This window comes from Streptomyces sp. NPDC057307 (genome assembly GCF_042667665.1).
In the GTDB taxonomy this organism is placed as follows: Bacteria; Actinomycetota; Actinomycetes; order Streptomycetales; family Streptomycetaceae; genus Streptomyces.
The window spans coordinates 1-21,761 of sequence record NZ_JBHUZM010000002.1 but is presented as its reverse complement, the minus strand read 5'-3'; the positions used below and the strand labels follow the sequence as shown (position 1 = coordinate 21,761).

General features: G+C 70.7%; 21 protein-coding genes. 11 read left to right on the top strand and 10 right to left on the bottom strand.

Going from position 1 to position 21,761, the window contains the following annotated elements:
* Positions 1-1,035, bottom strand: a complete 1,035-nt coding sequence (locus ACFUN8_RS01065; RefSeq protein WP_383629806.1) for a LacI family DNA-binding transcriptional regulator — start codon at positions 1,033-1,035, stop codon at positions 1-3.
* 213 nt (positions 1,036-1,248) lie between these two features.
* Between ACFUN8_RS01065 and ACFUN8_RS01060 the strand changes: the two genes are divergently transcribed.
* Together ACFUN8_RS01060 and ACFUN8_RS01055 are read left to right on the top strand one after the other, a co-directional pair.
* The gene (locus tag ACFUN8_RS01060) at positions 1,249-2,022 is read left to right on the top strand and encodes a VOC family protein (RefSeq protein ID WP_383629804.1); all 774 of its coding nucleotides are present in this window, start codon (positions 1,249-1,251) and stop codon (positions 2,020-2,022) included.
* A gap of 65 nt (positions 2,023-2,087) precedes the next feature.
* Entirely contained in the window at positions 2,088-3,257 is a 1,170-nt protein-coding gene (locus ACFUN8_RS01055; RefSeq protein WP_383629802.1) for a winged helix DNA-binding domain-containing protein, read from the top strand.
* Between the two features lie 62 nt (positions 3,258-3,319).
* On the opposite strand, the gene lysA is transcribed toward ACFUN8_RS01055, so the two are convergent.
* From lysA to ACFUN8_RS01040, 3 genes are all read right to left on the bottom strand, one after another.
* The gene (gene lysA / locus ACFUN8_RS01050; protein ID WP_383629800.1) at positions 3,320-4,651 is read right to left on the bottom strand and encodes a diaminopimelate decarboxylase; all 1,332 of its coding nucleotides are present in this window, start codon (positions 4,649-4,651) and stop codon (positions 3,320-3,322) included.
* Positions 4,648-5,058, bottom strand: coding sequence for an SAV_915 family protein (locus ACFUN8_RS01045; RefSeq protein WP_383629798.1), 411 nt, complete (start codon positions 5,056-5,058; stop codon positions 4,648-4,650). Before ACFUN8_RS01045 ends, lysA begins: the two co-directional genes overlap by 4 nt.
* Before the next feature lie 169 nt (positions 5,059-5,227).
* On the bottom strand, positions 5,228-6,049 hold the full coding sequence (locus ACFUN8_RS01040) for a response regulator transcription factor (protein WP_383630067.1): 822 nt from the start codon (positions 6,047-6,049) through the stop codon (positions 5,228-5,230).
* Positions 6,050-6,203: 154 nt separating this feature from the next.
* Here ACFUN8_RS01040 and ACFUN8_RS01035 point away from each other — a divergent pair, with 154 nt between their 5' ends.
* A complete protein-coding gene (locus tag ACFUN8_RS01035; RefSeq protein ID WP_383629796.1) occupies positions 6,204-7,895 on the top strand; it encodes an AMP-binding protein in 1,692 nt (563 codons plus the stop codon).
* Between the two features lie 23 nt (positions 7,896-7,918).
* Here the strand turns inward: ACFUN8_RS01035 and ACFUN8_RS01030 are convergent, their stop codons facing one another.
* Positions 7,919-8,434 carry a GNAT family N-acetyltransferase gene (locus ACFUN8_RS01030; RefSeq protein WP_383629794.1) on the bottom strand — a complete coding sequence of 172 codons (516 nt, stop codon included), beginning with the start codon at positions 8,432-8,434 and terminating at the stop codon, positions 7,919-7,921.
* 45 nt (positions 8,435-8,479) lie between these two features.
* Complete coding sequence (locus ACFUN8_RS01025) at positions 8,480-9,127, bottom strand: hypothetical protein (RefSeq protein WP_383629792.1); 648 nt, start codon at positions 9,125-9,127, stop codon at positions 8,480-8,482.
* Positions 9,128-9,316: 189 nt separating this feature from the next.
* Here ACFUN8_RS01025 and gcl point away from each other — a divergent pair, with 189 nt between their 5' ends.
* The gene (gene gcl, locus ACFUN8_RS01020; protein WP_383629790.1) at positions 9,317-11,092 is read left to right on the top strand and encodes a glyoxylate carboligase; all 1,776 of its coding nucleotides are present in this window, start codon (positions 9,317-9,319) and stop codon (positions 11,090-11,092) included.
* 83 nt (positions 11,093-11,175) lie between these two features.
* Here gcl and ACFUN8_RS01015 read toward each other — a convergent pair whose 3' ends face one another.
* From ACFUN8_RS01015 to ACFUN8_RS01000, 4 genes are all read right to left on the bottom strand, one after another.
* Positions 11,176-11,496, bottom strand: coding sequence for a hypothetical protein (locus ACFUN8_RS01015; RefSeq protein WP_383629788.1), 321 nt, complete (start codon positions 11,494-11,496; stop codon positions 11,176-11,178).
* A 383-nt stretch (positions 11,497-11,879) separates the two neighbouring features.
* Positions 11,880-13,337: a catalase gene (locus ACFUN8_RS01010; protein WP_383629786.1), complete on the bottom strand. Its 1,458-nt coding sequence runs from the start codon at positions 13,335-13,337 to the stop codon at positions 11,880-11,882.
* Between the two features lie 152 nt (positions 13,338-13,489).
* Positions 13,490-14,380: a 2-hydroxy-3-oxopropionate reductase gene (locus ACFUN8_RS01005; protein WP_383629784.1), complete on the bottom strand. Its 891-nt coding sequence runs from the start codon at positions 14,378-14,380 to the stop codon at positions 13,490-13,492.
* Between the two features lie 72 nt (positions 14,381-14,452).
* Positions 14,453-15,319, bottom strand: coding sequence for a TIM barrel protein (locus ACFUN8_RS01000; protein ID WP_383629782.1), 867 nt, complete (start codon positions 15,317-15,319; stop codon positions 14,453-14,455).
* A 137-nt stretch (positions 15,320-15,456) separates the two neighbouring features.
* Here ACFUN8_RS01000 and ACFUN8_RS00995 point away from each other — a divergent pair, with 137 nt between their 5' ends.
* The 7 genes from ACFUN8_RS00995 to ACFUN8_RS00965 all read left to right on the top strand — a co-directional run bounded on the left by ACFUN8_RS00995 (position 15,457) and on the right by ACFUN8_RS00965 (position 21,669).
* Complete coding sequence (locus tag ACFUN8_RS00995; protein WP_383629780.1) at positions 15,457-15,708, top strand: hypothetical protein; 252 nt, start codon at positions 15,457-15,459, stop codon at positions 15,706-15,708.
* Between the two features lie 68 nt (positions 15,709-15,776).
* The gene (locus ACFUN8_RS00990) at positions 15,777-16,172 is read left to right on the top strand and encodes a helix-turn-helix domain-containing protein (protein ID WP_383630065.1); all 396 of its coding nucleotides are present in this window, start codon (positions 15,777-15,779) and stop codon (positions 16,170-16,172) included.
* 118 nt (positions 16,173-16,290) lie between these two features.
* The gene (gene uraD, locus ACFUN8_RS00985) at positions 16,291-16,815 is read left to right on the top strand and encodes a 2-oxo-4-hydroxy-4-carboxy-5-ureidoimidazoline decarboxylase (protein ID WP_383629778.1); all 525 of its coding nucleotides are present in this window, start codon (positions 16,291-16,293) and stop codon (positions 16,813-16,815) included.
* Positions 16,816-16,828: 13 nt separating this feature from the next.
* Positions 16,829-17,227, top strand: coding sequence for a hydroxyisourate hydrolase (gene uraH / locus ACFUN8_RS00980; RefSeq protein ID WP_383629776.1), 399 nt, complete (start codon positions 16,829-16,831; stop codon positions 17,225-17,227).
* A 3-nt stretch (positions 17,228-17,230) separates the two neighbouring features.
* Positions 17,231-18,154, top strand: a complete 924-nt coding sequence (pucL, locus tag ACFUN8_RS00975) for a factor-independent urate hydroxylase (protein ID WP_383629774.1) — start codon at positions 17,231-17,233, stop codon at positions 18,152-18,154.
* Positions 18,155-18,499: 345 nt separating this feature from the next.
* Positions 18,500-19,876, top strand: a complete 1,377-nt coding sequence (locus ACFUN8_RS00970; RefSeq protein WP_383629771.1) for an 8-oxoguanine deaminase — start codon at positions 18,500-18,502, stop codon at positions 19,874-19,876.
* A 311-nt stretch (positions 19,877-20,187) separates the two neighbouring features.
* Complete coding sequence (locus ACFUN8_RS00965; RefSeq protein ID WP_383629769.1) at positions 20,188-21,669, top strand: nucleobase:cation symporter-2 family protein; 1,482 nt, start codon at positions 20,188-20,190, stop codon at positions 21,667-21,669.
* Positions 21,670-21,761 lie beyond the last annotated feature (92 nt).

The following is a 21,761-nucleotide window of genomic DNA, read 5'->3' as shown; positions in this document are numbered from 1 at the left end:
TCAGGACGACGCGCGCCGCACCAACTCCGTCGGCAGCACGACGTGTTGGTGCGGCGCCCCGGGGTCGTCGATCCCCTCCAGCAGCACCCGCGCCATCGCCCTTCCCATCTCCTCCACCGGCTGCCGCACCGAGGTGAGTCCGGGATCGGTGTGCGCCGCGACGGGGGAGTCGTCGAAGCCGACGACGGCCACGTCCTCGGGCACCCGCCGCCCCGCCGCCCGCAGCGAGTGCAGCGCGCCCGCCGCCATCACGTCGGACGCGGCGAACACCGCGTCCAGATCCGGGTGCCGCGCCAGCAGTTCGGTCATCGCCCGCCGCCCGCTCTCCTCGGTGAAGTCCCCGTGCGCCGTCCACGACGGATCCGCGTCACCCCCGGCGCCCGCCACGGCCTCCTGATACCCGCCGAGCCGGCACTGCGCCACGTACATGTCCAGCGGTCCGGTGACGGTGGCGATCCGCCGCCGCCCGGTCTCCACCAGGTGCCGCACGGCGGAGCGCGCGCCGCCGACGTTGTCGGAGTCCACGTAACTCACCGACTCGTCGGCCGAGCGACGGCCGCTCAGTACGGTCGGCAGGCCCATCTCCGCGAGCAGATCCGGCAGTGGGTCGCTGCCGTGCACGGACACCAGCAGCACGCCGTCGACCCGGCCGGCCCGCGCGTACTGGAGGAAGCGCGCACGCTCCTTCTCGGTCCGTACGAGCGTGAGCAGCAACTGCATCTCGGTGTCGGCGAGTCCCGTGCCGACACCGTGGAGCACGTCCGAGAAGTACGGCTCCGCGAAGAACCGCTTCTCGGTCTCCGGGATCACCAGCGCCACCGCGTCGGTACGGCTCCCGGCCAGGGCGCGGGCCGCCCGGTTGGGTATGTAGCCCAGCTCGTTGATGGCCTGCTGGACGAGTTGTCTGGTGGAGTCACGGACCCGGGGCGAGTTGTTGATGACGCGGGAGACGGTGCCCCGCCCCACGCCCGCGTGAGCGGCCACCTCTTCGAGCGTGGGCTGGCCGGGCCGGCTCGTACGTCCCCTTGCCACCATCGTGCGACCTCCATCGGGGCTCCGTCGGGGGACCGTCATCCAATCATTGGGAGCGCTCCCACAATAAGTGGTTGATCATATCGCGGACAGCCTCGGGCCGCCGTGCTGCATTACCTTCAAATACATTCAAAGGTGTCTGTCGTGTACGTAAGGGCACTAGCCTTCCGGTGCGGTCGTACGGGAAGGCAGTGGTTCTCAATGAAACGGAGCGGGATGCCGAAAGCACAGGGAGTCGCCGGAGCGCCATGCTGGGTGAGCCTGCTGGCACGTGAACTGCCGGGCGCCCAGGACTTCTACGCCAAGGTCCTCGGCTGGACCTACCGGCGCGCGGGACTCGGTGACGACTTCTCCGTGGCGCTCATCGACGGACTGCCCGTCGCCGGCATCGGAGCACTCGCCTCCTCGCTCCAGGTCGCCGTCTCCTGGACCCCGTACTTCAACGTCACGGACGTGGACGAGGCCGCGGCCCGGATCAGGGAGCGCGGTGGCACGGTCGGGGTCGGCCCGATCGCCTTCCACACCGGCCGCGCCGCGCTCGCCGTCGACCCGGACGGCGCGGTCTTCGGTATCTGGGAAGGCGCCGTGCGCTCCGACTGGTCGATGGGGCGCGGGGCCGGCTCGGCCTCGCTGGAGCTGCGGACCAGGGAAGCGGCCACGGCCGGGCGCTTCTACTCGCTCACGCTCGGCTGGGAGCCGGAGGGCGAGGGGAAGCTGCGGCTGGCGCACGAGGCGGACCAGTCGGTGCTCCTCGACGGCGACGAGCCGCTGGCACGGATCAAGGGCGGCGCCGTACAGGCGGCTCCCGACCCGCAGATCCGGCCGCGCTGGCACGTGCACTTCAACGTGAAGGACGTGGCGGCGGCGGTCGGGACGGCGCTCGCCGCCGGCGGCTCCCTCGTCCTGCGGTCGGACGCGTCGGCCGGGGTGGACGAGGCGACGCTGCGGGACCCGGACGGCGCGCTGTTCACGGTCACCGCCGCGGCGTGACATGACACAGCAGGACTCGGGCTTGCGGACAGGGGATGTCCGCAAGCCCGCGTACGGTGCGGAGCATGGCCTCGAAGACGGCGGACCGCGTCCGGCACCACCCCGTGCTCACCGCTCGCGCGCTCAACCGCGCCACCCTCGCCCGGCAGCTCCTGCTGCGGCGCGCGGCCATGTCCGCCAAGGACGCCGTGACACATCTGGTCGGGCTCCAGGCGCAGAACGTGAAGCCGCCGTACGTCCAACTCGCCGCCAGGCTCGACGGGTTCGCCCCCGAGGCGCTGTCCGGGCTGATGGCCTCCCGCGAGGTCGGCCGGATGGTCACGCTCCGCTCCACCATCCACACCCACACCGCCGAGGACTGCCTGGCGCTGCGCCCGTTCGCCCAGGCCCCGATCGAGCGTGAACTGCGCAACTTCCGCGCCGGTCTGGTCGGGGTGGACCTGGACCGTCTCGCCGCCCAGGCCGAGGAACTGGTCGAGGAACGGCCCCTCCCGCTCAAGGAGTTGAAGGCGGCCCTGGCCGAGCGGTGGCCCGCCGCCGACCCGCTCGCCCTGTCCGCCGCCGCGCGGTGCCTGCTGCCGCTCGTACAGGTCACGCCGCGCGGGCTGTGGGGCCGCAGCGGTCAGGTCACGCTCACGACGGCGCGGAAGTGGTTCGCGGCGGTTGCCACCACCGACGGGGCGGCGGCGGGCATCGCACCGGACGACGCCGCCCTGCGCTACCTCGCCGCCTTCGGGCCCGCCTCCGTCCAGGACATGCAGACCTGGTGCCGACTGACCCGGCTCGCCCCGGTCTTCGAGCGGCTGCGGGACCGGCTCGTCACGTTCCAGGACGAGAACGGCGTCGAGCTGTTCGACCTCCCCGACGCGCCGAGGCCGGCCGCGGACACCCCGGCCCCGCCCCGTTTCCTCCCCGAGTTCGACAACCTGCTGCTCTCCCACGCCGACCGCACCCGCGTCGTCCCCCTCGCCTACCGCAAGCGCGCCTGGAACGGCAACCAGGGTCACCGCACGCTCCTGGTCGACGGATTCCTCGCCGGAATCTGGCGGTTGACGGACGGCGTCGAGGGTGACGAGCGCGGGACGCTGACGGTCCAGACCTTCGACCCGCTCACGCGCGCACAGCGCGACGCGGTGGCCGAGGAGGGCGAGCGGATGCTCACCTCCCTGTCCTCGGCCACCGCCCCCACGTACGCCGTTCGCTTCGCGGACTTCGCCCAATTCGCCGACGCATAGGCCCTGTTCGGGAGCGAGCGCGGTGGCCGGGCCGCCCGGTCGGTGGGCCGCCGCCCCCGCGCTCAGAGCCCCACGTCGCGCCGCCGTTGGTCGTCGAACGTCTCGCGTCGTACCAGCAGGCGTGACCGGCCGGCGGCGACCGCCACCACCGGTGGGCGGCCGGTCATGTTGTAGCCCGACGCCATCGACACCTGGTACGCCCCCGACGCGGGCACCGCGAGTACGTCGCCGGGCCGTACGTCCTCCGGCAGCTCCACCCCGTCGGCGAGCACGTCGCCCGCCTCGCAGTGCCGGCCGACGACCGTGGCCGCCCGCATCGGCGCCGTCGAGGCGCGACCGATCCGGCGGACCGTGTAGCGGGCGCCGTACAGCGCGGGGCGCGGGTTGTCGCTCATGCCGCCGTCCACGGCGACGAAGACCCGGCCGCCCGAGCGCTTCACCGCGAGCACCCGGTACAGCGCGATCCCGGCGGGCGCCATGATCGAGCGGCCGGGCTCCACGGTCAGCCGTGGGACCGGCAGGCCCGCCTCGGCGCAGGCGCCGGTCAGCGCCTGCCTGATCCGCCGTCCGTACACGGCGGGCGCCGGGGCCGCGTCGCCCGGCAGATACGCCGCGGCGAAGCCGCCGCCCAGGTCCAGCTCGGGCAGGACGACGCCGAACCGGTCGCGGATCCGTACGAGGAAGGAGACCAGTTCGTGTACGGCCCTCTCGTACGGCTCGGGCGAGGTGATCTGCGAGCCCAAGTGGCAGTGCGGTCCGGCCAGTTCGAGCTGCGGCTGGCCCAGGATCCTGGCCACGGCGTCCTCCGCGTCCCCGTTCGCGATCGACAGCCCGAACTTCTGGCCCTCGGCCCCCGTACGGATCTTCGGATGGGCGCCCGCCTCGATCCCCGGCAGCACGCGGACCATCACCCGCTGCGCGTCGTGCGCCGGCACCTGCGCGGCGAGCCGCGCTATCTCGCAGCCGGAGTCGATGACGATCCTGCCGACGCCGAGCCGCAGCGCCGTCCGCAGATCCTCCGGCGACTTGGCGTTGCCGTGCAGCACGATCCGCTCGCTCGGGAAGCCCCGTGTGGCCGCCAGCTCCAGCTCGCCCGCCGAACAGACGTCGAGGCCCAGGCCCTCCTCCGCCATCCAGTCCACGACGGCGCGGCACAGGAACGCCTTCGCCGCGTAGACGATCTCCGCCTCGGGCAGCGCGTGCAGCCAGGCCCGGGCGCGGGACCGTACCTCGCCCTCGTCGAGTACGTAGGTGGGAGTGCCGTAGCGCTCGGCCAGCTCCAGGAGGGAGACACCCGCGACGGAGAGGTCGCCGCCGGGCGCGGAGACGGCCGACGCGGGCCAGACCGACGGGGTGCTCAACTCGTTGACGACGAGCAGCGGTTCGGTGGTCACGCGCTCACCGCCAGCGGCACGTCGCCCGCGTGGCGCAGACACGGCCTGACCGTCGTGCGGGTGGGGGCGTGGGTGAGCGGGGGCGTGCGTGTGGGCGCGGATGTGGGTGTCCCGTGGACGACCGGCGGGGCCGCGAGCCGCGGGTCGACCGTCACGAGGACGACGCCGAGCGGTTCCGAGAGCGCCCGCAGGCAGGTCTCGGCGAGTCTGATGTACGGCTGCCGCGCGCCGAACGCGGCGGTCAGCCGCCGGGCGCTGGTGAAGCCGACGGCGGTCCGCGCGCCGAGCGGTGTACGCATGAAGCGCAGTTGCCGCCCCCCGGCGGAGCCGAGCCGTACAGGTACGTACAGCGGCCCCGCCGGCCTGCGTTCTTCGGGGTCCGCGTCTTCGAGAGTGGTGCTCACCATGGTGTCCTCCACAGGGGAGTCGTCGCTGTCTGACACCAGGAAGCTATGCCCGGTCGGCGACCGTTCGGGCACGTCATGACGCGGCGTTGATCGGCGGACCCGGTTATTTGACGCCTCCCTTACGGCGCCGCCCGTGGACCCGCCCGTGGACCCGCCCGCACCCCCGGTCCTACGGCAGCAGCCCGGCCCGGCGCGCCGCCACCACCGCCTCCAGGCGGGTGTGGGCGCCCAGTTTCCGCATCGCGGCCCGCAAGTACCCCTTCACGGTCTCCGGCCGCAGCCCCAGCCGCTCCGCCGCCGCCGCGTTCGTCGAGCCCGCCGCCACACACGCCAGCACGTCCACCTCGCGCGGCGTCAGCGTCACGGCGCGCCGCTCACGGTGATCGCGCCGATCGCGCGCGGTACCGCCCGCGCCCTCCAACCGGCCGCAGACGGCGTGCAGTTCGCCGCGCAGCCCGGCGTCGACGATGCGCGGCGCGAGCGCCCGCAGTTCGCTGTGCGCCTCGCGGACCTCCTCCCACGCCTCGGGCCGCCCGTACACCGGCTCACGCGTCACGGCGAGCAGCCGCTGCACCTCGTCCCGGACGACCAGCGCCTGCTCCACGTCGCGGGCCGCCGCGACAGCGGCATCGAACGTGCGTTCGCCCATCGGCAGCGGGTCGCGCAGCGCGCCGTACAGCACGCCCCGGACCCTGCGCCGCACGATCACGGGAACGGCGACCACGGAGCGCAGCCCCTCGGCGGCGACCGCCGCGTCGTACTCGTGGCTGATGTGCCGCGCCTGCCGGTAGTCGGTGACCGCGCACGGCCGCTGGAGGGCGATCGACTTGCCGCCCAGCCCGTTCCCGACGCAGATCGCGAGGCCCCGCAACGCGTTCGTCGCCGTGCCGTTCAGCTCCGCGATGCGTACCTGCCGCGTACCGTGCAGCATCCCGCCGAACGCGACCGGCAGCCCGGTGGCCCGGCGCAGCGTCAGCAGCGCCGAGCGCATCTCGACCGCCTCGATCGCCTCAATCACAGCGACTTCCTTCTCTCGGGTCTCTCCGCCGGCGGGGCGTCCGTCGATTTACCCCCGTCAGGGGGTGGTGAGACGTACGTCACCGGTTACACGATGCTAGTGAACGGACGAGTGATGAGGAGGGCACATGAGAGCAGTCGACGCGACCGAGCAGTTCCGCGCCGCCAGGGATTTCCTGCTGCGGCACCGTGAGGACTACACGGCGGCGTACGAAGGCTTCGCCTGGCCCCGGCCCGCGCTCTTCAACTGGGCGCTCGACTGGTTCGACGTCATCGCCGAGGGCAACGACCGGCCCGCGCTCCACATCGTGGAGGAGGACGGCACCGAGAGCGTCACCTCCTTCGCGACGATGGCCACCCGTTCCGACCAGGTGGCCAACTGGCTGCGGGCCCAGGGGGTCGAGGCCGGCGACCGTGTTCTCGTCATGCTCGGCAACCAGACGGAGCTGTGGGAGACGGCGCTCGCCGTCATGAAACTCCGGGCCGTCGTCATCCCGGCGACACCGCTGCTCGGCCCGTCGGACCTGCGCGACCGGATCGAGCGCGGCCAGGTGCGGCACATCGTCGTCCGGGCCGGTGACACCGCGAAGTTCGCCGAGGCGCCGGGGGAGTACACCCGGATCGTGGTCGGTGGCGAAGGCGCCGATGTTGACGAGGACGGCTGGCGGGCGTACGAGGCGTCCCACCGGTCGCCCACGGACTTCGAGCCGGACGGGGTCACCCGCGCCGACGACACCCTGATGCTCTACTTCACCTCCGGCACCACCGCCCACCCCAAGCTGGTCGAACACACCCATGTCTCGTACCCGATCGGCCATCTCGCGACGATGTACTGGATCGGGCTCAAGCCCGGCGACGTGCATCTGAACATCTCCTCACCCGGCTGGGCCAAGCACGCCTGGTCCAACCTCTTCGCCCCCTGGAACGCCGAGGCGACCGTCTTCATCCACAACTACACCCGCTTCGACGCCACTCGGCTCATGGCCGAGATGGACCGCGCCAGGGTGACCAGCTTCTGCGCGCCGCCCACCGTGTGGCGGATGCTCATCCAGGCCGACCTCACCCAGCTGCGCAACCGCCCGCGCGAGGTCGTCGCCGCCGGTGAACCGCTCAACCCCGAGGTCATCGAGACCGTACGCAGGGAGTGGGGCGTGACGATCAGGGACGGCTTCGGCCAGACCGAGACGGCCGTCCAGGTCGCCAACTCGCCGGGGCAGCTGCTCAAGGCCGGCTCGATGGGCCGGCCGACCCCCGGCTATGTCGTGGAGCTGCTCGACCCGGTCACCGGCGTGCCGGGCGCCACCGAGGGCGAGATCGCGCTGGACCTCGCCAACGCCCCCGTCGGGCTGATGACCGGCTACCACGGCGACCCGGAGCGTACGGCCGAGGCCATGGCGGACGGCTACTACCGCACCGGCGACATCGGCTCGCGCGACGCCGACGGCTACATCACCTTCAGCGGCAGGCGGGACGAGGTCTTCAAGGCGTCCGACTACAAGATCTCGCCGTTCGAACTGGAGAGCGCGCTGCTGGAACACCCGGCGGTGGCCGAGGCCGCCGTCGTCCCGGCGCCGGACCCGGTGAGGCTCAACGTGCCGAAGGCGTATGTCGTCCTGGCGGCCGGCTGGGAGCCGGGCCCGGACACGGCGAAGCTGCTCTTCGCCCACTCGCGCGCGGTGCTCTCCCCGTACAAGCGCGTACGCCGCATCGAGTTCGCCGAACTGCCCAAGACGGTCTCCGGCAAGATCCGTCGCATCGAACTGCGCGAGCGCACGGCGAAGGGCTCGGCGGCGGAGTACGAGGAAAGCGACCTGAGTTGAGCGGCGCGCGGCGCCCTCGGACCTCAACTCGCCGTCGTGGCGCGGCGCATGCAGACGCGGGGCCAGTGGTCGAGGCCGTGGGCGGCCTCGGCGCGTCTGATCTCCCGTAGGCCGTCGGTGAGTTCGTCCTCCGCGAGGGTGCGGAAGCCGAGCCGGGTGTAGTACGGCGCGTTCCACGGGACGTCCGCGAAGGTGGTCAGGGTGAGTCCCGCCAGGCCCGCGTTCGCCGCCCGGCCGGCCAAATGCTCGATGAGAGCGCGGCCCACTCCGCGCCCCGAGGCCGCGGGGTGGACGGAGACCTGCTCGATATGGGCGGCGCCGTCGATCTCGTCGTAGATCAGATACGCGACCGGGTGGCCCGTGTCGTCGTCGGTCACCCAGGCGTGGCCCGCGCGCAGATAGCGGTCGAGGAGGTCGATGCCCGGGGGTTCGTCGTCGGCGACCGCGGCCATGCCGACGGCGCGGAAGGGTTCACCGGCGGCCCTCTCGATGTTCTGCAGAAGGGGGAGGTCGGCGGGGACCGCGGGGCGGATTCGCATGGAGAAAGTATGCCCGCGCGGGTCGCGCGCGGTCCGGGAATCCGGTCAGGCGTGTGAGCGATCCAGTTCGTCCGCAGGGCCGTTGACCGGTTGCGGTGCGCCCGTCGGGTCCAGGACGAAGAGCGGCACCCCGAGGTCGTCGGCGCGGTCGCGGGCCTCGTCCGCGTAACCGGCCAGGGAGAAGAAGGCGCTCACCGCCGACTCGCTCAGCGCGTTGAGCCACAGGCACTCCACGGCGCGCAGATCGGCCGGGCGCGCGCCCGGCTCCACTTGGGCGACGAGTCCGGGACCGCGCAGATCGACACCTGCCTCCGGCTCCCCCTCGCACCGGACGACGTCCCGGAAGCCGATCTCGCGCAGATAGAGCGCGGCGGCGTTCACGGCGTCGTGCTTCGTGCCGACCGTCACGGGCCTGACGGGCACCCGCAGCACCGCCCCGCACTGGCAGCCCAGCTCCGGGTGGGGCCACTGGTCGCGCCGGCCGCATCCGGAGCAGCCGACGGTCACCCACTCGTCGTCCCAGGACCGGCGCACCACACGGGTGGCCGGCGCGCCGGTGATCAGGGGCGCCGAGACGGCCGAGCCACAGGGGCAGGGGTAGGCCGGCGCCGTGAACTGATGGCCGTGTCCGCAGTCGGGACAGCGGACAGTGACGCTCTTCCCCACGTTCGCCACCCCCCTTCCGCCGCCCATCGTCCAACACCGGGCCCGCGTTGGGGAGGGTCTTGGGCCATCCCTTGACGCCGTCAGGAAGGCACTTTAGATTGATTCCACATAGCAGAACATGAATTCCGCATCGTGGAAATGAAGGAATCGACGGAATCGACGCTCTCAGGTGGCGCGACAGAGCCCGAGTCCACCAGGCTGAAGCAGGAGCACCCCATGCCTCGTATGACCGCTGCCCGAGCGGCAGTTGAGATCCTCAAGCGCGAAGGCGTCACCGACGCGTTCGGTGTGCCGGGCGCGGCGATCAACCCCTTCTACAAGGCCCTCGAACAGGCCGGCGGCATCGACCACACGCTCGCCCGCCATGTGGAGGGCGCCTCCCACATGGCCGAGGGCTACACCCGTACGCATGCGGGCAACATCGGTGTCTGCATCGGCACGTCCGGCCCGGCCGGCACCGACATGATCACCGGCCTGTACTCCGCGATCGGTGACTCCATCCCGATCCTGTGCATCACCGGCCAGGCCCCGGTCGCGGTGATCCACAAGGAGGACTTCCAGGCCGTCGACATCGCGTCCATCGCCAAGCCCGTCACGAAGGCCGCCACCACCGTCCTGGAGGCCGCGCAGGTCCCCGGTGTCTTCCAGCAGGCGTTCCATCTGATGCGCTCCGGCCGGCCCGGCCCGGTCCTCATCGACCTGCCGATCGACGTGCAGCTGACCGAGATCGAGTTCGACATCGAGACGTACGAGCCGCTGCCGGTCTACAAGCCGTCCGCGACCCGCGCGCAGATCGCCAAGGCGCTCACCATGCTGACCGCCTCGGAGCGTCCGCTGATCGTCGCCGGCGGCGGTGTCATCAACGCCGACGCGTCCGAACTGCTCGTGGAATTCGCCGAGTTGACCGGTACGCCGGTCGTCCCGACCCTGATGGGCTGGGGCACCATCGCCGACGACCACGACCTCAACGCGGGCATGGTCGGCATCCAGACCTCGCACCGCTACGGCAACGAGACGTTCCTGGCCTCGGACTTCGTCCTCGGCATCGGCAATCGCTGGGCCAACCGGCACACCGGCGCGCTCGACGTCTACACCGCGGGCCGCACCTTCGTCCACGTCGACATCGAGCCCACCCAGATCGGCAAGATCTTCGCGCCGGACTACGGGATCGCCTCGGACGCCAAGGACGCGCTGACGCTCTTCGTCGAGGTGGCGAAGGAGCTGAAGGCGGCGGGTCAGCTGCCCGACCGCGCCGAGTGGATCGAGTCGGTGCTGGAGCGCAAGGGCACCCTGCACCGCAGGACGCACTTCGACAACGTGCCGCTGAAGCCGCAGCGCGTGTACGAGGAGATGAACCGCGCCTTCGGTCCCGACACCCGGTACGTCACCACCATCGGTCTCTCGCAGATCGCCGGCGCGCAGATGCTGCACGTCTACAAGCCGCGCCACTGGATCAACTGCGGCCAGGCGGGACCGCTCGGCTGGACGATCCCTGCCGCGCTCGGTGTCGCGAAGGCCGATCCGGACACGACGGTGGTCGCGCTCTCCGGCGACTACGACTTCCAGTTCATGCTCGAAGAGCTGGCCGTCGGCGCGCAGCACAGGATCCCGTACGTGCATGTGCTCGTGAACAACGCCTACTTGGGGCTCATCCGGCAGGCGCAGCGCAATCTCGACATCAACTTCCAGGTCAACCTGGAGTTCGAGAACCTCAACTCACCGGAGCTGGGCGTCTACGGGGTCGACCATGTCAAGGTCGTCGAGGGCCTGGGCTGCAAGGCGATCCGGGTCACCGAGCCCGACCAGCTGCTGCCGGCCTTCGAGCAGGCGAAGAAGCTCGCGGCCGAGTACCGGGTGCCGGTGGTCGTCGAGGCCATCCTGGAGCGGGTCACCAACATCTCGATGGGCGTGCGGATCGACAAGGTGAACGAGTGGGAGGAGCTCGCCACCGAGCCCGGTCACGCGCCGACGGAGGTCAGGCCGCTCGTCTGACGGCAACTGACCGGCGGTCAGGACACTCACGGCAGGGCGCCCCCGTCCGGAACTCCGGGCGGGGGCGCCGCCGTGCGCGTACGTCAGGCCTCGCAGCCTCCACAGCCCCCGCATCCGCCGTCCTCCTCCGCACCGCGGGCGTCCGCCTTGCCGTCGCCCGGCGCGTGCCCGTCGGCCCACCAACTGGCCGCGGTGACAGCCCCGGTGGCACCGACGGCGCCTCCCGCCGCCGCGCCGGTGACCGGCCGCCGTACCGCCGCCTTCGGGGCCTTGCTCGTCGCGAACGGGGAGAGCCCCAGGAACAGGAACACGGAGACCGGCGCGAGCAGCCAGGAGTAGTCCCGCTGGACGACGGCGATGGTGATCGCCGCGGCGGTCAGGGCGAGGAACGCGAGAAGACGCATCCCTTCAGTGTGCAGACCCGGTGAGGTCGCACAAGAGCCCGGCCGGGGAATCGGCCGGGCTCTTGTCTCTGGTATGCGGCGTTGAAGACCGTCCGACGGTGCGAGGCCGGCGCGACGGGACATTCGCACCGCCGGACGGCGTATGGCGGAGCCTCAGGAGAGGCTGTGGGACCGCGGCGACGGCGACGGGAAGCGCGGGCGCACCTTCCTTCAGGTCAGAAAGGTGACCCCCGCTCCCCTCACCACCGCACTGGCTCGCGCGCCGCCGCGGTCCCGGGGATGTCCCTCCCGCCGGCCACCCCTCACGAGGGCCGACGGGAGGGACGGCTGTTGGCCGCTTCGCGCGGCTGTCGTCGCCCGGTTCTGTTGCCCGGCGTTGTCGCTCAGTCCTCGCGCAGCGCGCGGACCGCCGCCTCGACGCGGGTGCCGTACGCGGTGTCGGCGGCGTGGAAGTGCGCGATGTTCTTCTCGATCACGTCGTCGCGCGTCACCTGGGAGAGCCCGCCCGCGATGTTCGCGACGAGCCGGGACCTCTCCTCCTCCGACATCAGCCGGTACAGCTCACCGGCCTGGAAGAAGTCGTCGTCCTTGGTGTGGGCCGGCGCCTCGTGGGTGCCGGTCCAGCCGTGGACCGCGAGCGGCGCGGAGTGCGCGGCGCCGCTCTGCGCCGGTCCGTCGTACGAGTTGGGCTCGTAGTTCTTGTCGTGGCGCGAGCCGTTGCGGGTGGCCATGAGCCCGTCCCGGCCGTAGTTCACGGCGGCGGTCGCCCTGGGCGCGTTCACCGGCAGCAGGGTGTGGTTGACGCCCAGCCGGTAGCGGTGCGCGTCGGCGTACGCGAAGAGGCGGCCCTGGAGCATCTTGTCCGGCGAAGGGCCGATACCGGGAACGAAGTTGTTCGGCGAGAACGCCGCCTGCTCGACCTCCGCGAAGACGTTGTCCGGATTCCGGTCGAGGACCAGCCGGCCCACCCGGCGCAGCGGGTAGTCGCTGTGCGGCCACACCTTCGTGAGGTCGAACGGGTTGAAGCGGTACGCGGCGGCGTCGGCCGCCGGCATCACCTGGACGTGCAGCGTCCACGACGGATTCACACCGCGCTCGATGGCCTGGAGCAGATCCGTCTGGTGCGAGCCCGCGTCCCTGCCCGCGAGTTCGGCCGCCTGGTCGCTGCTCAGACAGCGCACACCCTGGTTGGTCCTGAAGTGGTACTTGACGAAGAAGGCCGCGCCTTCGGCGTTCGTCCACTGGTAGGTGTGCGAGCCGTAGCCGTTCATGTGCCGGTACGAGGCGGGGATGCCGCGGTCGCCCATCAGCCACGTCACCTGGTGCGTCGCCTCGGGGGAGTGCGCCCAGAAGTCCCAGACGTTGTCCGGCTCCTGACGGCCCGTGAACGGGTCGCGCTTCTGCGAGTGGATGAAGTCGGGGAACTTCAGCGGGTCCTTGATGAAGAAGACCGGCGTGTTGTTGCCGACGAGGTCGTAATTGCCGTCCGTCGTATAGAACTTCACCGCGAAGCCGCGCGGGTCACGGACGGCGTCCGCGCCGCCGAGCGAGTCGGCGACGGTCGAGAAGCGCAGGAACGTCTCGGTGCGCCGGCCCACCTGGGCCAGGAAGTCGGCGCTGGTGAAGCCGGTGACATCGTCGGTCACCTCGAAGTACCCGTACGCGCCGGAGCCGCGGGCGTGCACGACCCGCTCCGGGATGCGCTCCCGGTTGAACCGGGCGAGCTTCTCCAGCAGGTGCTGGTCCTGGAGGAGAAGGGGGCCGCCGGCACCGGCGGTGGCGGAGTTCTGGTTGTCGGCGACCGGGGCGCCTGACTCGGTCGTGAGCACACGCTGCGTCATGGTGGCGGGTGGGACCTTCCGTACGGGAGAGCTGTTCGCTGAAAGTGGTGCGGGAGCGGGAAGTGGTTCCCGGGCTGCGGCGGCACCTGGGCGCGACAGGACAGGTGTCAGCGCCGCCGCAACCCGGAGTCTGTGGGCCGGGCCGGGGCAGGTCAGACCTGGTTGCCGGACAGCCGCTCGACGGCACGCAGCAGCGCCGAGTGGTCGAGACCGCCGTCGCCCTGCGCGCGCAGCGAGGCGACCAGCTGCGCGACGACCGCGCCGACCGGCAGCGCGGCGCCGACGTTGCGGGCGGCGTCGGTGACGATGCCCATGTCCTTGTGGTGCAGGTCGATCCGGAAGCCGGGCGCGAAGTCGCGGTTGATGAAGTTGTCCTTCTTACGGGTCAGGACGGTCGAGCCGGCCAGACCACCGTTAAGGACGTCCAGCGCGGCGTTCAGGTCCACGCCGGACTTCTCCAGGAAGACCACGGCCTCGGCGCACGCCTGGATGTTGACGGCGACGATCAGCTGGTTGGCCGCCTTCACCGTCTGACCGGCGCCGTGCGGACCGCACAGGACGATGGTCTTGCCCAGTACGTCGAAGAGCGGCTTGGCCTGGTCGAAGTCGGCCTGCTCGCCGCCGACCATGATCGACAGGACCGCCTCGACGGCCCCCGCCTCACCGCCGGACACCGGCGCGTCGAGGACGCGGACGCCCTTGGCCCGGCCGGCCTCGGCCAGGTCGATCGACGTCTGCGGGGTGATCGACGACATGTCGATCAGCAGGGCGCCCTCCTTGGCGTTGGCCAGGATGCCGTCCTCGCCGTAGGCGATGGCCTCGACCTGGGGAGAGGCGGGCACCATCGTGATGATGACGTCCGCTCCCTCGACGGCCTCGCCGATCGAGGGAGCCACCGAGCCGCCGTTGGCCGCCAGCCGGTCCAGCTTCTCCCGCTCCAGCGTGAAGCCGGTCACGGAGTATCCGGCCTTGATCAGATTCTCGGCCATGGGGGACCCCATGATGCCGAGGCCGATCCATGCCACCTTGGGAAGTGTGCTCATCGGGGGTGCCTCTCTCGCATACGTGTGTGCGTCCTGTTCGGGTCGGGGCGCCCGGACACCGGGTGTCCGGGTTCAGCGTGCGGCGCGCGCCTCGTCCGGCAGCCACGCGAAGGACTCGGCGCTCGGGCGGTCGCCGGGCTTGTACTCAAGGCCGACCCAGCCCTCGTAACCGGCCTTGCGGAGCCGGTCGAGCAGGTCCCGCAGCGGGAGCGTGCCCGTCCCGGGCGCGCCGCGGCCGGGGTTGTCGGCGATCTGTACGTGACCGGTCCTGTCGGCGTACGTGTCGATGACCTCGGCCAGCGCCTCGGCGTCCAGACCGTTCATCGACAGGTGGTAGATGTCGAGGAGGAACGCGGCGTTGCCGAGCCCCGTGGCGGCGTTGACCCGGTCCACGACCTCGATCGCGGCCTCGGCGCTCACCAGCGGATAGCGCGGGGACTCCGGCCTGTTGAGCGCCTCGATCAGCAGGGTCGCCCCGACGCGGTCGGCCGCGCGGGCGGCGAGGACCAGATTCTCCAGGGCGAGCTTGTCCTGCGCCTGCGGCTCGAGGCCCTCGACGCGGTTCCCGTACAGCGCGTTGAGCGCCTTGCAGCCCACCGAGGCGGCGAAGTCGGCCGCCACGTCGATGTTCGCGCGGAAGCGGTCCGACTCCTCGCCGGGCAGCGAGAGCGCGCCGCGGTCGGGGCCGGGCAGTTGGCCGGCGTAGAAGTTCAGTCCCACGAGCTGGGTGCCCGCGTCGTCGAGGGCCTTCTTCAGGGCGTCCAGCTCGGCCTGCGGCGGGGTGGGGGTCTCGATCCAGGGCCACCACAGCTCGACCGCGGTGAAGCCCGCCGCGGCGGCTGCCGCGGGGCGCTCCAGGAGCGGGAGTTCGGTGAAGAGGATCGACAGGTTCACATTGAAGCGCTGCTCGGAGCCGGGCTTGTTCGTGAAGGGGGCCATGAGGGGTTCTGCGCTCCTTCCGTATCGCGGAAGTTAGTTTCTGCTTAATGGAAGATTGCCTGGGATTCGGGAGGGCTGTCAAGAGGGCGGCCCCGATTTCGGGCAAGGGCCGGCCTTTCCCGCAGTAGGTTGTGCGCGTGCGACTGAGAGTGGAATTCACGACCGAGCCGTTCGACCTGGACGAGGCCCCCGGCCATGCCGTGGTGGCCCGCGAGGTCATCCAGGCGGCCGAACTGGACGCCGTGGACGTCGGACCGTTCGGCAACACCGCCGAGGGCGGCGCCGACGCCGTCATCTCGGCCGTCGACGCCCTGCTCCGCCGCTCCCTGGAGGCCGGTGCCACCCGTGTCTCGCTCCAGGTGAACGTGATCGCGGAGGACGGGAAGTGACCGAGCCGTCGGGGGTTGCCGAGCCATCGGGTGTGACCGGGCCGTCTGATGTGGCCGGGCCGTCGGGGATGGCCGATTCGTCGCGTGCGGCAGAGCTGTCGGGCGTGTCCGGCCATCCGCTGCTCGCGGCGGTGAAGCCGCTCGTCGACGCGATGGGCGCGGAGACCGTACGGCCCGACCAGGCCCGGCCCGACGATGTCGTCCTGAGCTGGGAGGGCCAGGACGTCGTCGCCGTACGCCTCCCGCAGCTCTCCGAATCGCTGGACCACATCCTCGTCGCGCTGGAGCGCCGGCACGGGATGCCCCTGTCGGAACTCGACCGCAAGGCCAAGCAGTCGGTGGTCCGCTCGCTGGAGGCGCGCGGGGCCTTCTCCGTACGGCACGGTGTGGAGACCGTCGCCGGCGCCCTCGGGGTCAGCCGGTTCACCGTCTACAACTATCTGAACCGGTCGGAGACGGGCTGACGGGCGGGCTGACGCGCTTGAGCCCCGCCGCTCGAAAGAATTCAACAAAGTGTTGACGTGATGTTCGTGAAGGCGTTAGCTATCCCGCAGCCCGTCAAGCACAGCCACGGAGGCTCCCGTGACGACCGACCCGCCACCGGGCCTCACCCGGTTCAACACTTCCTCCGACAGCGCGGCGCTCGCCGCACTGCACGAGGTGTGCGCCAGTACGGCATGGGGGAGCGAACTGCTCGCCCACCGTCCGTACGCCACCGCCGACGCCCTCTTCGCCGCCAGTGACACCGCGACGGCGGGACTGACCGCCGACGATCTGGCGGAGGCGATGGCCGGGCACCCGCCCATCGGCCGGCCGAAGCCGGGCGACCCGACCTCGGCCCGCGAACAGCGGGGCATGGCCGGGGCGTCCGACGAACTCAAGGCGGAACTGCTCGACTTGAACCTGGCCTACCAGGACAGGTTCGGACACGTCTTCCTGATCTGCGCCACCGGCAGGACCGGTGAGCAGATGCGGGACGCGGTCCGCATACGGATCGGCAACCCGCCCGAGCAGGAGCGGGCCGTCGTCCGCACCGAGCTGGGCAAGATCAACCGCATCCGGCTGACCCGCCTCGTACAAGAAGACGCGCCGAAGCAGCAGAAGTAGGAGAGTGATCCCCTTGAGCACGCGAACCACCGCCTCGGTGTCCACGCACATCCTGGACACCAGCGTCGGCCGCCCCGCCGGGTCCGTCGCCGTCTCGCTCTCCGCCCGCAGCGGCGGCCGCGAGCAGTGGGTGGTCCTGGGCCGGTCGGCGACCGACGCGGACGGGCGCTGCAAGGACCTGCCGGCGCTGCCGGAAGGAACGACCCATGTACGTCTCGACTTCGAGACCGAGGCGTACTTCCACACTCAGAGTCAGAAGCAAGCCGAGGCACAGCAGGATGCCCCCGCGCTACGGGACAGCGGTGCGTTCTTCCCGGAAGTGGCGATCACCTTCGCCGTCACTCCCGGCGAACACTTCCATGTACCGCTGCTGCTCAACCCGTTCGGCTACTCCGTATACCGAGGGAGCTAGCAGATGCCGACCATTCTCGGCCAGAACCAGTACGGCAAAGCGGAGAACCGCGTCGTCAAGATCGTGCGGGACGGCGACACCCATCACATCAAGGACCTGAACGTCTCCGTCGCCCTCTCCGGCGACATGGAGGAGGTCCACTACTCCGGCTCCAACGCCAACGTCCTGCCGACCGACACCACCAAGAACACGGTGTACGCGTTCGCCAAGGAGCACGGCATCGAGTCCGCCGAGCAGTTCGGCATCCATCTCGCCCGGCACTTCGTCACCAGCCAGGACCCGATCCACCGGGCACGTATCCGGATCGAGGAGTACGCCTGGGAGCGCATCGCGACCTCCGACGCCAACTCCAAGTTCATCGGCGCCGACGAGGTCAAGCACTCCTTCGTCCGCAAGGGCCAGGAGACCCGCGTCTCGCAGATCACCTTCGACGGCGAGAAGTGGGAGATCATCTCCGGCCTCAAGGACCTGACGGTGCTGAACTCGACCAACTCCGAGTTCTGGGGCTACGTCAAGGACAAGTACACGACGCTCCGCGAGGCGTACGACCGCATACTCGCCACCGACGTGTCGGCCAGGTGGCGCTACAACTGGACCGACGACGCCGAGCGGATGCCCAACTGGGAGAAGTCCTACGAGCAGGCGCGCAAGCACATGCTCCAGGCGTTCGCCGAGACGTACTCCCTCTCGCTCCAGCAGACGCTCTACCAGATGGGCTCGCGGATCATCAACAGCCGCAGCGAGATCGACGAGATCCGGTTCTCGCTGCCCAACAACCACCACTTCCTGGTGGACCTCGAACCGTTCGGACTGAAGAACGACAACGAGGTCTACTTCGCCGCCGACCGCCCGTACGGCCTCATCGAGGCCACCGTGCTGCGCGACGGCGTCGAACCGCGGATCCCGCTCGACCTGACCACCCTCTAGGCCCTGTCTTCAAAGTCCCGCCTGGCCTGCGACGCCTGGCACGGCACCTCGCCGCGTTGTCGGAATCGCCCAAGTACGCCCAGTACGAGGCCGATCCTCCGCCTTGCGATGCACCGCACCAGCCGCCGCAGGCCCCGCCCTACGGGCGGACGGCGCTACTTTGAAGACAGGCCCTAGCACCACCTCGCCGTACCTCCGACGCGCGCGCCGGCGTCAAGCCCCTTCACAAGGCGGCGACATGGGGGAAGAGCGGGGGCATCTGCGCACCGACAGAACCGCGGTTCCGGTCGTCACCCCGCTCGACCCCCGGATCCGCCCACCCAATGGGAAGAACGAGGACCCGCCATGGCGGCTTCGCGCATCGTCATCGAGAACTGTGCCATCGCGACAGTGGACGCGAACGACACCGAGTACGCCTCGGGTCACGTCGTCGTCGCGGACAACCTCATCGAATCCGTGGGGCCCGGCCGGGCCCCCGCCGGGCTGGAGAACGTCGTACGGCGTGTCGACGGCACCGGCCATCTCGTCACCCCCGGCCTGGTCAACACCCACCACCACTTCTACCAGTGGATCACCCGCGGTCTGGCCACCGACCACAACCTGTTCAACTGGCTGGTGGCGCTCTACCCGACGTGGGCGCGCATCGACGAGTCCATGGTGCGCGCCGCCGCCCAGGGCTCCCTCGCGATGATGGCGCGCGGCGGGGTCACCACCGCGATGGACCACCACTACGTGTACCCCCGGGGCTCGGGCGATCTGTCCGGCGCCATCATCGGGGCCGCGTCGGAGACGGGCGTACGGTTCACGCTCGCCCGCGGCTCCATGGACCGCGGCCAGTCGGACGGCGGCCTGCCGCCGGACTTCGCCGTCGAGTCGCTGGAGGGCGCGCTCGCCGCCACCGAGGCGACCGTCGACCAGTACCACGACGCCTCGTTCGACGCGATGACCCAGATCGCCGTCGCGCCGTGCTCGCCGTTCTCGGTCTCCACCGAACTGATGCGCCAGGGAGCCGAGTTGGCGCGCCGCAAGGGCGTACGGCTGCACACCCACGGCAGCGAGACGGTCGAGGAGGAGCAGTTCTGCAAGGAGCTGTTCGGGATGGGCCCGACCGACTACTTCGAGTCGACGGGCTGGCTCGGCTCCGACGTATGGATGGCCCACTGCGTCCATATGAACGACTCCGACATCGCCGCCTTCGCCCGCACCGGCACGGGCGTGGCGCACTGCCCGTCCTCCAACGCCCGTCTCGCGGCCGGTATCGCGCGCGTACCCGACATGCTGAAGGCCGGCGTCCCCGTCGGCCTCGGCGTGGACGGCACCGCGTCCAACGAATCGGGCGAACTGCACACCGAGTTGCGCAACGCGCTGCTCATCAACCGCCTCGGCGCCCACCGCGAGTCCGCACTGACGGCCCGTCAGGCGCTGCGGCTCGGCACGTACGGTGGCGCCCAAGTCCTGGGCCGCGCCGACCAGATCGGCTCGATCGAGACCGGGAAGCTCGCCGACCTGGTGCTGTGGAAGCTGGACACCCTGGCCCACTCCTCCATCGCCGACCCGGTCATCGCCCTTGTCTTCGGGGCCGCCGCGCCCGTCACGCTCTCCCTCGTCAACGGCCGGACCGTCGTGGAGGACAACCACCTGACCACGGTGGACGAGGACGCCATCGCCCGCTCCACGCGGATCGAGGCGCGGCGCCTCGCGCGGATCGCGGCGGCGGGCTGACCGGGGCCGCCTGATCTGCCTGCCTGAGTTGACTGGCCGATCTGCCCGTCTGAATTTTCTGTCTGAACTTCCCGGAAGTCCGGTCGAGGGGGACGGCCCTCGACCGGCGGCCATGGGGCCCGAGCGGGGTTCCTGGCAGCCGTGTCCGGGTGGTGGCGTACCGCACAACGGTGCGCCACCACCCGGGACGGTGACTCGTGTACGTAACACGGGCTCGTTACTTTGCATGCCACCCGCATGATCGTCTCCGTCCCCAGCACCTCCCTGATACCCGCGTCGCCGCCGACGCGTAACCGACCGGAGGAACACCCGTGGCCGCCAAGCCCAGGCTTCGCAAAGACGCCCCCGCCGCCGATGAGATACCCGGCGAGATACCCGGCGAGGTATCCGGCGGGATACCCGACCAGGATCGCAAGCATCCGGTCGACGAGACACTGCCGCCCTTCAAGATGTTCACCAGCGGCCTGCAGCACGTGGCCGCCATGTACGCGGGCGTGGTGGCGCCGCCGATGATCGTCGGGCCCGCCGTGGGCCTGAACGCCCGGGACACCGCGTTCCTCATGGGCGCCAGCCTCTTCACCGCCGGCATCGCCACGCTGCTCCAGACCCTCGGGTTCTGGAAGGTCGGCGCGCGTCTGCCGTTCGTCAACGGCGTCTCGTTCGCCGGTGTGACACCGATGGTCGCCATCGGGCGGGAGCGCGGCGCCGAGGGCATCACCGTCATCTTCGGCGCGATCATCGTCGCCAGCGTGCTGGGATTCATCCTCACGCCGTACTTCTCCAAACTGGTCCGCTTCTTCCCACCCGTCGTCACCGGCACCGTCATCACCCTGATCGGTGTCTCCCTGCTCCCGGTGGCCTTCAACTGGTCCCAGGGCGGCGACGCCACGGCCGACGGCTACGGCTCCATGAAGAACATCGGGATGGCCGGGCTCACCCTGCTGATCGTCTTGGTCCTGCGGAAGCTGCTGCGCGGTTTTCTGCAGCAGATCGCCATCCTGCTCGGCCTGGTCGTCGGCACCGTCGTGGCGATCCCGATGAACATGACCAATTTCGACGCGATCAGGGACGCGGATCTCGTCGGCTTCCCGACGCCCTTCCACTTCGGGGCGCCGCAGTTCGAGATCGCGGCGATCATCTCCATGTGCATCGTGATGCTCGTCTGCATGACGGAGTCGACCGCCGACATGCTGGCGCTCGGCAAGATCGTGGACCGGCCGGCGGACGAGCGTGTCATCGAGGGCGGACTGCGCGCCGACACGCTGGGCAGCGCCATCAGCCCGCTCTTCAATGGCTTCATGTGCAGCGCCTTCGCGCAGAACATCGGACTGGTCGCCATGACCAAGGTCCGGAGCCGCTTCGTCGTCGCCGCGGGCGGCGGCATCCTCATTCTGCTGGGCCTGTGCCCGGTGCTGGCCTCGGTGATCGCGCTCGTCCCGCTGCCGGTACTCGGCGGCGCGGGCATCGTCCTCTTCGGCTCGGTCGCGGCGAGCGGCATCCAGACGCTGGCGACCGCCGCGCTGGAGAAGGGCGAGAACGCCCTGATAGTGGCCGCCGCCGTCGGCATCGGCCTGATACCGATCGCGGCGCCGGAGTTCTACCACGCGTTCCCGAAGGATCTGCTGGTGGTGCTCGACTCCGGGATCAGCACGGGGTGTGTGGTGGCGATCGTGCTGAACCTGGCCTTCAACCACTGGGGTGGCAAGGGGACTTCGGAGCCGGCGGAGGCCGTCGCCGCTTCCGCGGCCTCCGCCGAGGTCGGCAAGGCGCCGGCTCCCGCCGCGCCGCACTGAGCGCGGGCGCGGCGCCGGTTCGACACGGTCGCGGCGCCGGTTCGGCGCGGGTTCGCGACTGGCTCGGCACGGGCTCGGCGTCAGTGCGGCAC

Coding starts and splice junctions, on each gene's coding strand:
- ACFUN8_RS01065 (WP_383629806.1), bottom strand. CDS start 1,035: ATGGTGGCAAGGGGACGTACGAGCCGGCCCGGCCAGCCCACGCTCGAA.
- ACFUN8_RS01060 (WP_383629804.1), top strand. CDS start 1,249: ATGCCGAAAGCACAGGGAGTCGCCGGAGCGCCATGCTGGGTGAGCCTG.
- ACFUN8_RS01055 (WP_383629802.1), top strand. CDS start 2,088: ATGGCCTCGAAGACGGCGGACCGCGTCCGGCACCACCCCGTGCTCACC.
- ACFUN8_RS01045 (WP_383629798.1), bottom strand. CDS start 5,058: ATGGTGAGCACCACTCTCGAAGACGCGGACCCCGAAGAACGCAGGCCG.
- ACFUN8_RS01040 (WP_383630067.1), bottom strand. CDS start 6,049: ATGCGCTCGGCGCTGCTGACGCTGCGCCGGGCCACCGGGCTGCCGGTC.
- ACFUN8_RS01035 (WP_383629796.1), top strand. CDS start 6,204: ATGAGAGCAGTCGACGCGACCGAGCAGTTCCGCGCCGCCAGGGATTTC.
- ACFUN8_RS01030 (WP_383629794.1), bottom strand. CDS start 8,434: ATGCGAATCCGCCCCGCGGTCCCCGCCGACCTCCCCCTTCTGCAGAAC.
- ACFUN8_RS01025 (WP_383629792.1), bottom strand. CDS start 9,127: ATGGGCGGCGGAAGGGGGGTGGCGAACGTGGGGAAGAGCGTCACTGTC.
- gcl (WP_383629790.1), top strand. CDS start 9,317: ATGCCTCGTATGACCGCTGCCCGAGCGGCAGTTGAGATCCTCAAGCGC.
- ACFUN8_RS01015 (WP_383629788.1), bottom strand. CDS start 11,496: ATGCGTCTTCTCGCGTTCCTCGCCCTGACCGCCGCGGCGATCACCATC.
- ACFUN8_RS01010 (WP_383629786.1), bottom strand. CDS start 13,337: ATGACGCAGCGTGTGCTCACGACCGAGTCAGGCGCCCCGGTCGCCGAC.
- ACFUN8_RS01005 (WP_383629784.1), bottom strand. CDS start 14,380: ATGAGCACACTTCCCAAGGTGGCATGGATCGGCCTCGGCATCATGGGG.
- ACFUN8_RS01000 (WP_383629782.1), bottom strand. CDS start 15,319: ATGGCCCCCTTCACGAACAAGCCCGGCTCCGAGCAGCGCTTCAATGTG.
- ACFUN8_RS00990 (WP_383630065.1), top strand. CDS start 15,777: ATGGCCGATTCGTCGCGTGCGGCAGAGCTGTCGGGCGTGTCCGGCCAT.
- pucL (WP_383629774.1), top strand. CDS start 17,231: ATGCCGACCATTCTCGGCCAGAACCAGTACGGCAAAGCGGAGAACCGC.
- ACFUN8_RS00970 (WP_383629771.1), top strand. CDS start 18,500: ATGGCGGCTTCGCGCATCGTCATCGAGAACTGTGCCATCGCGACAGTG.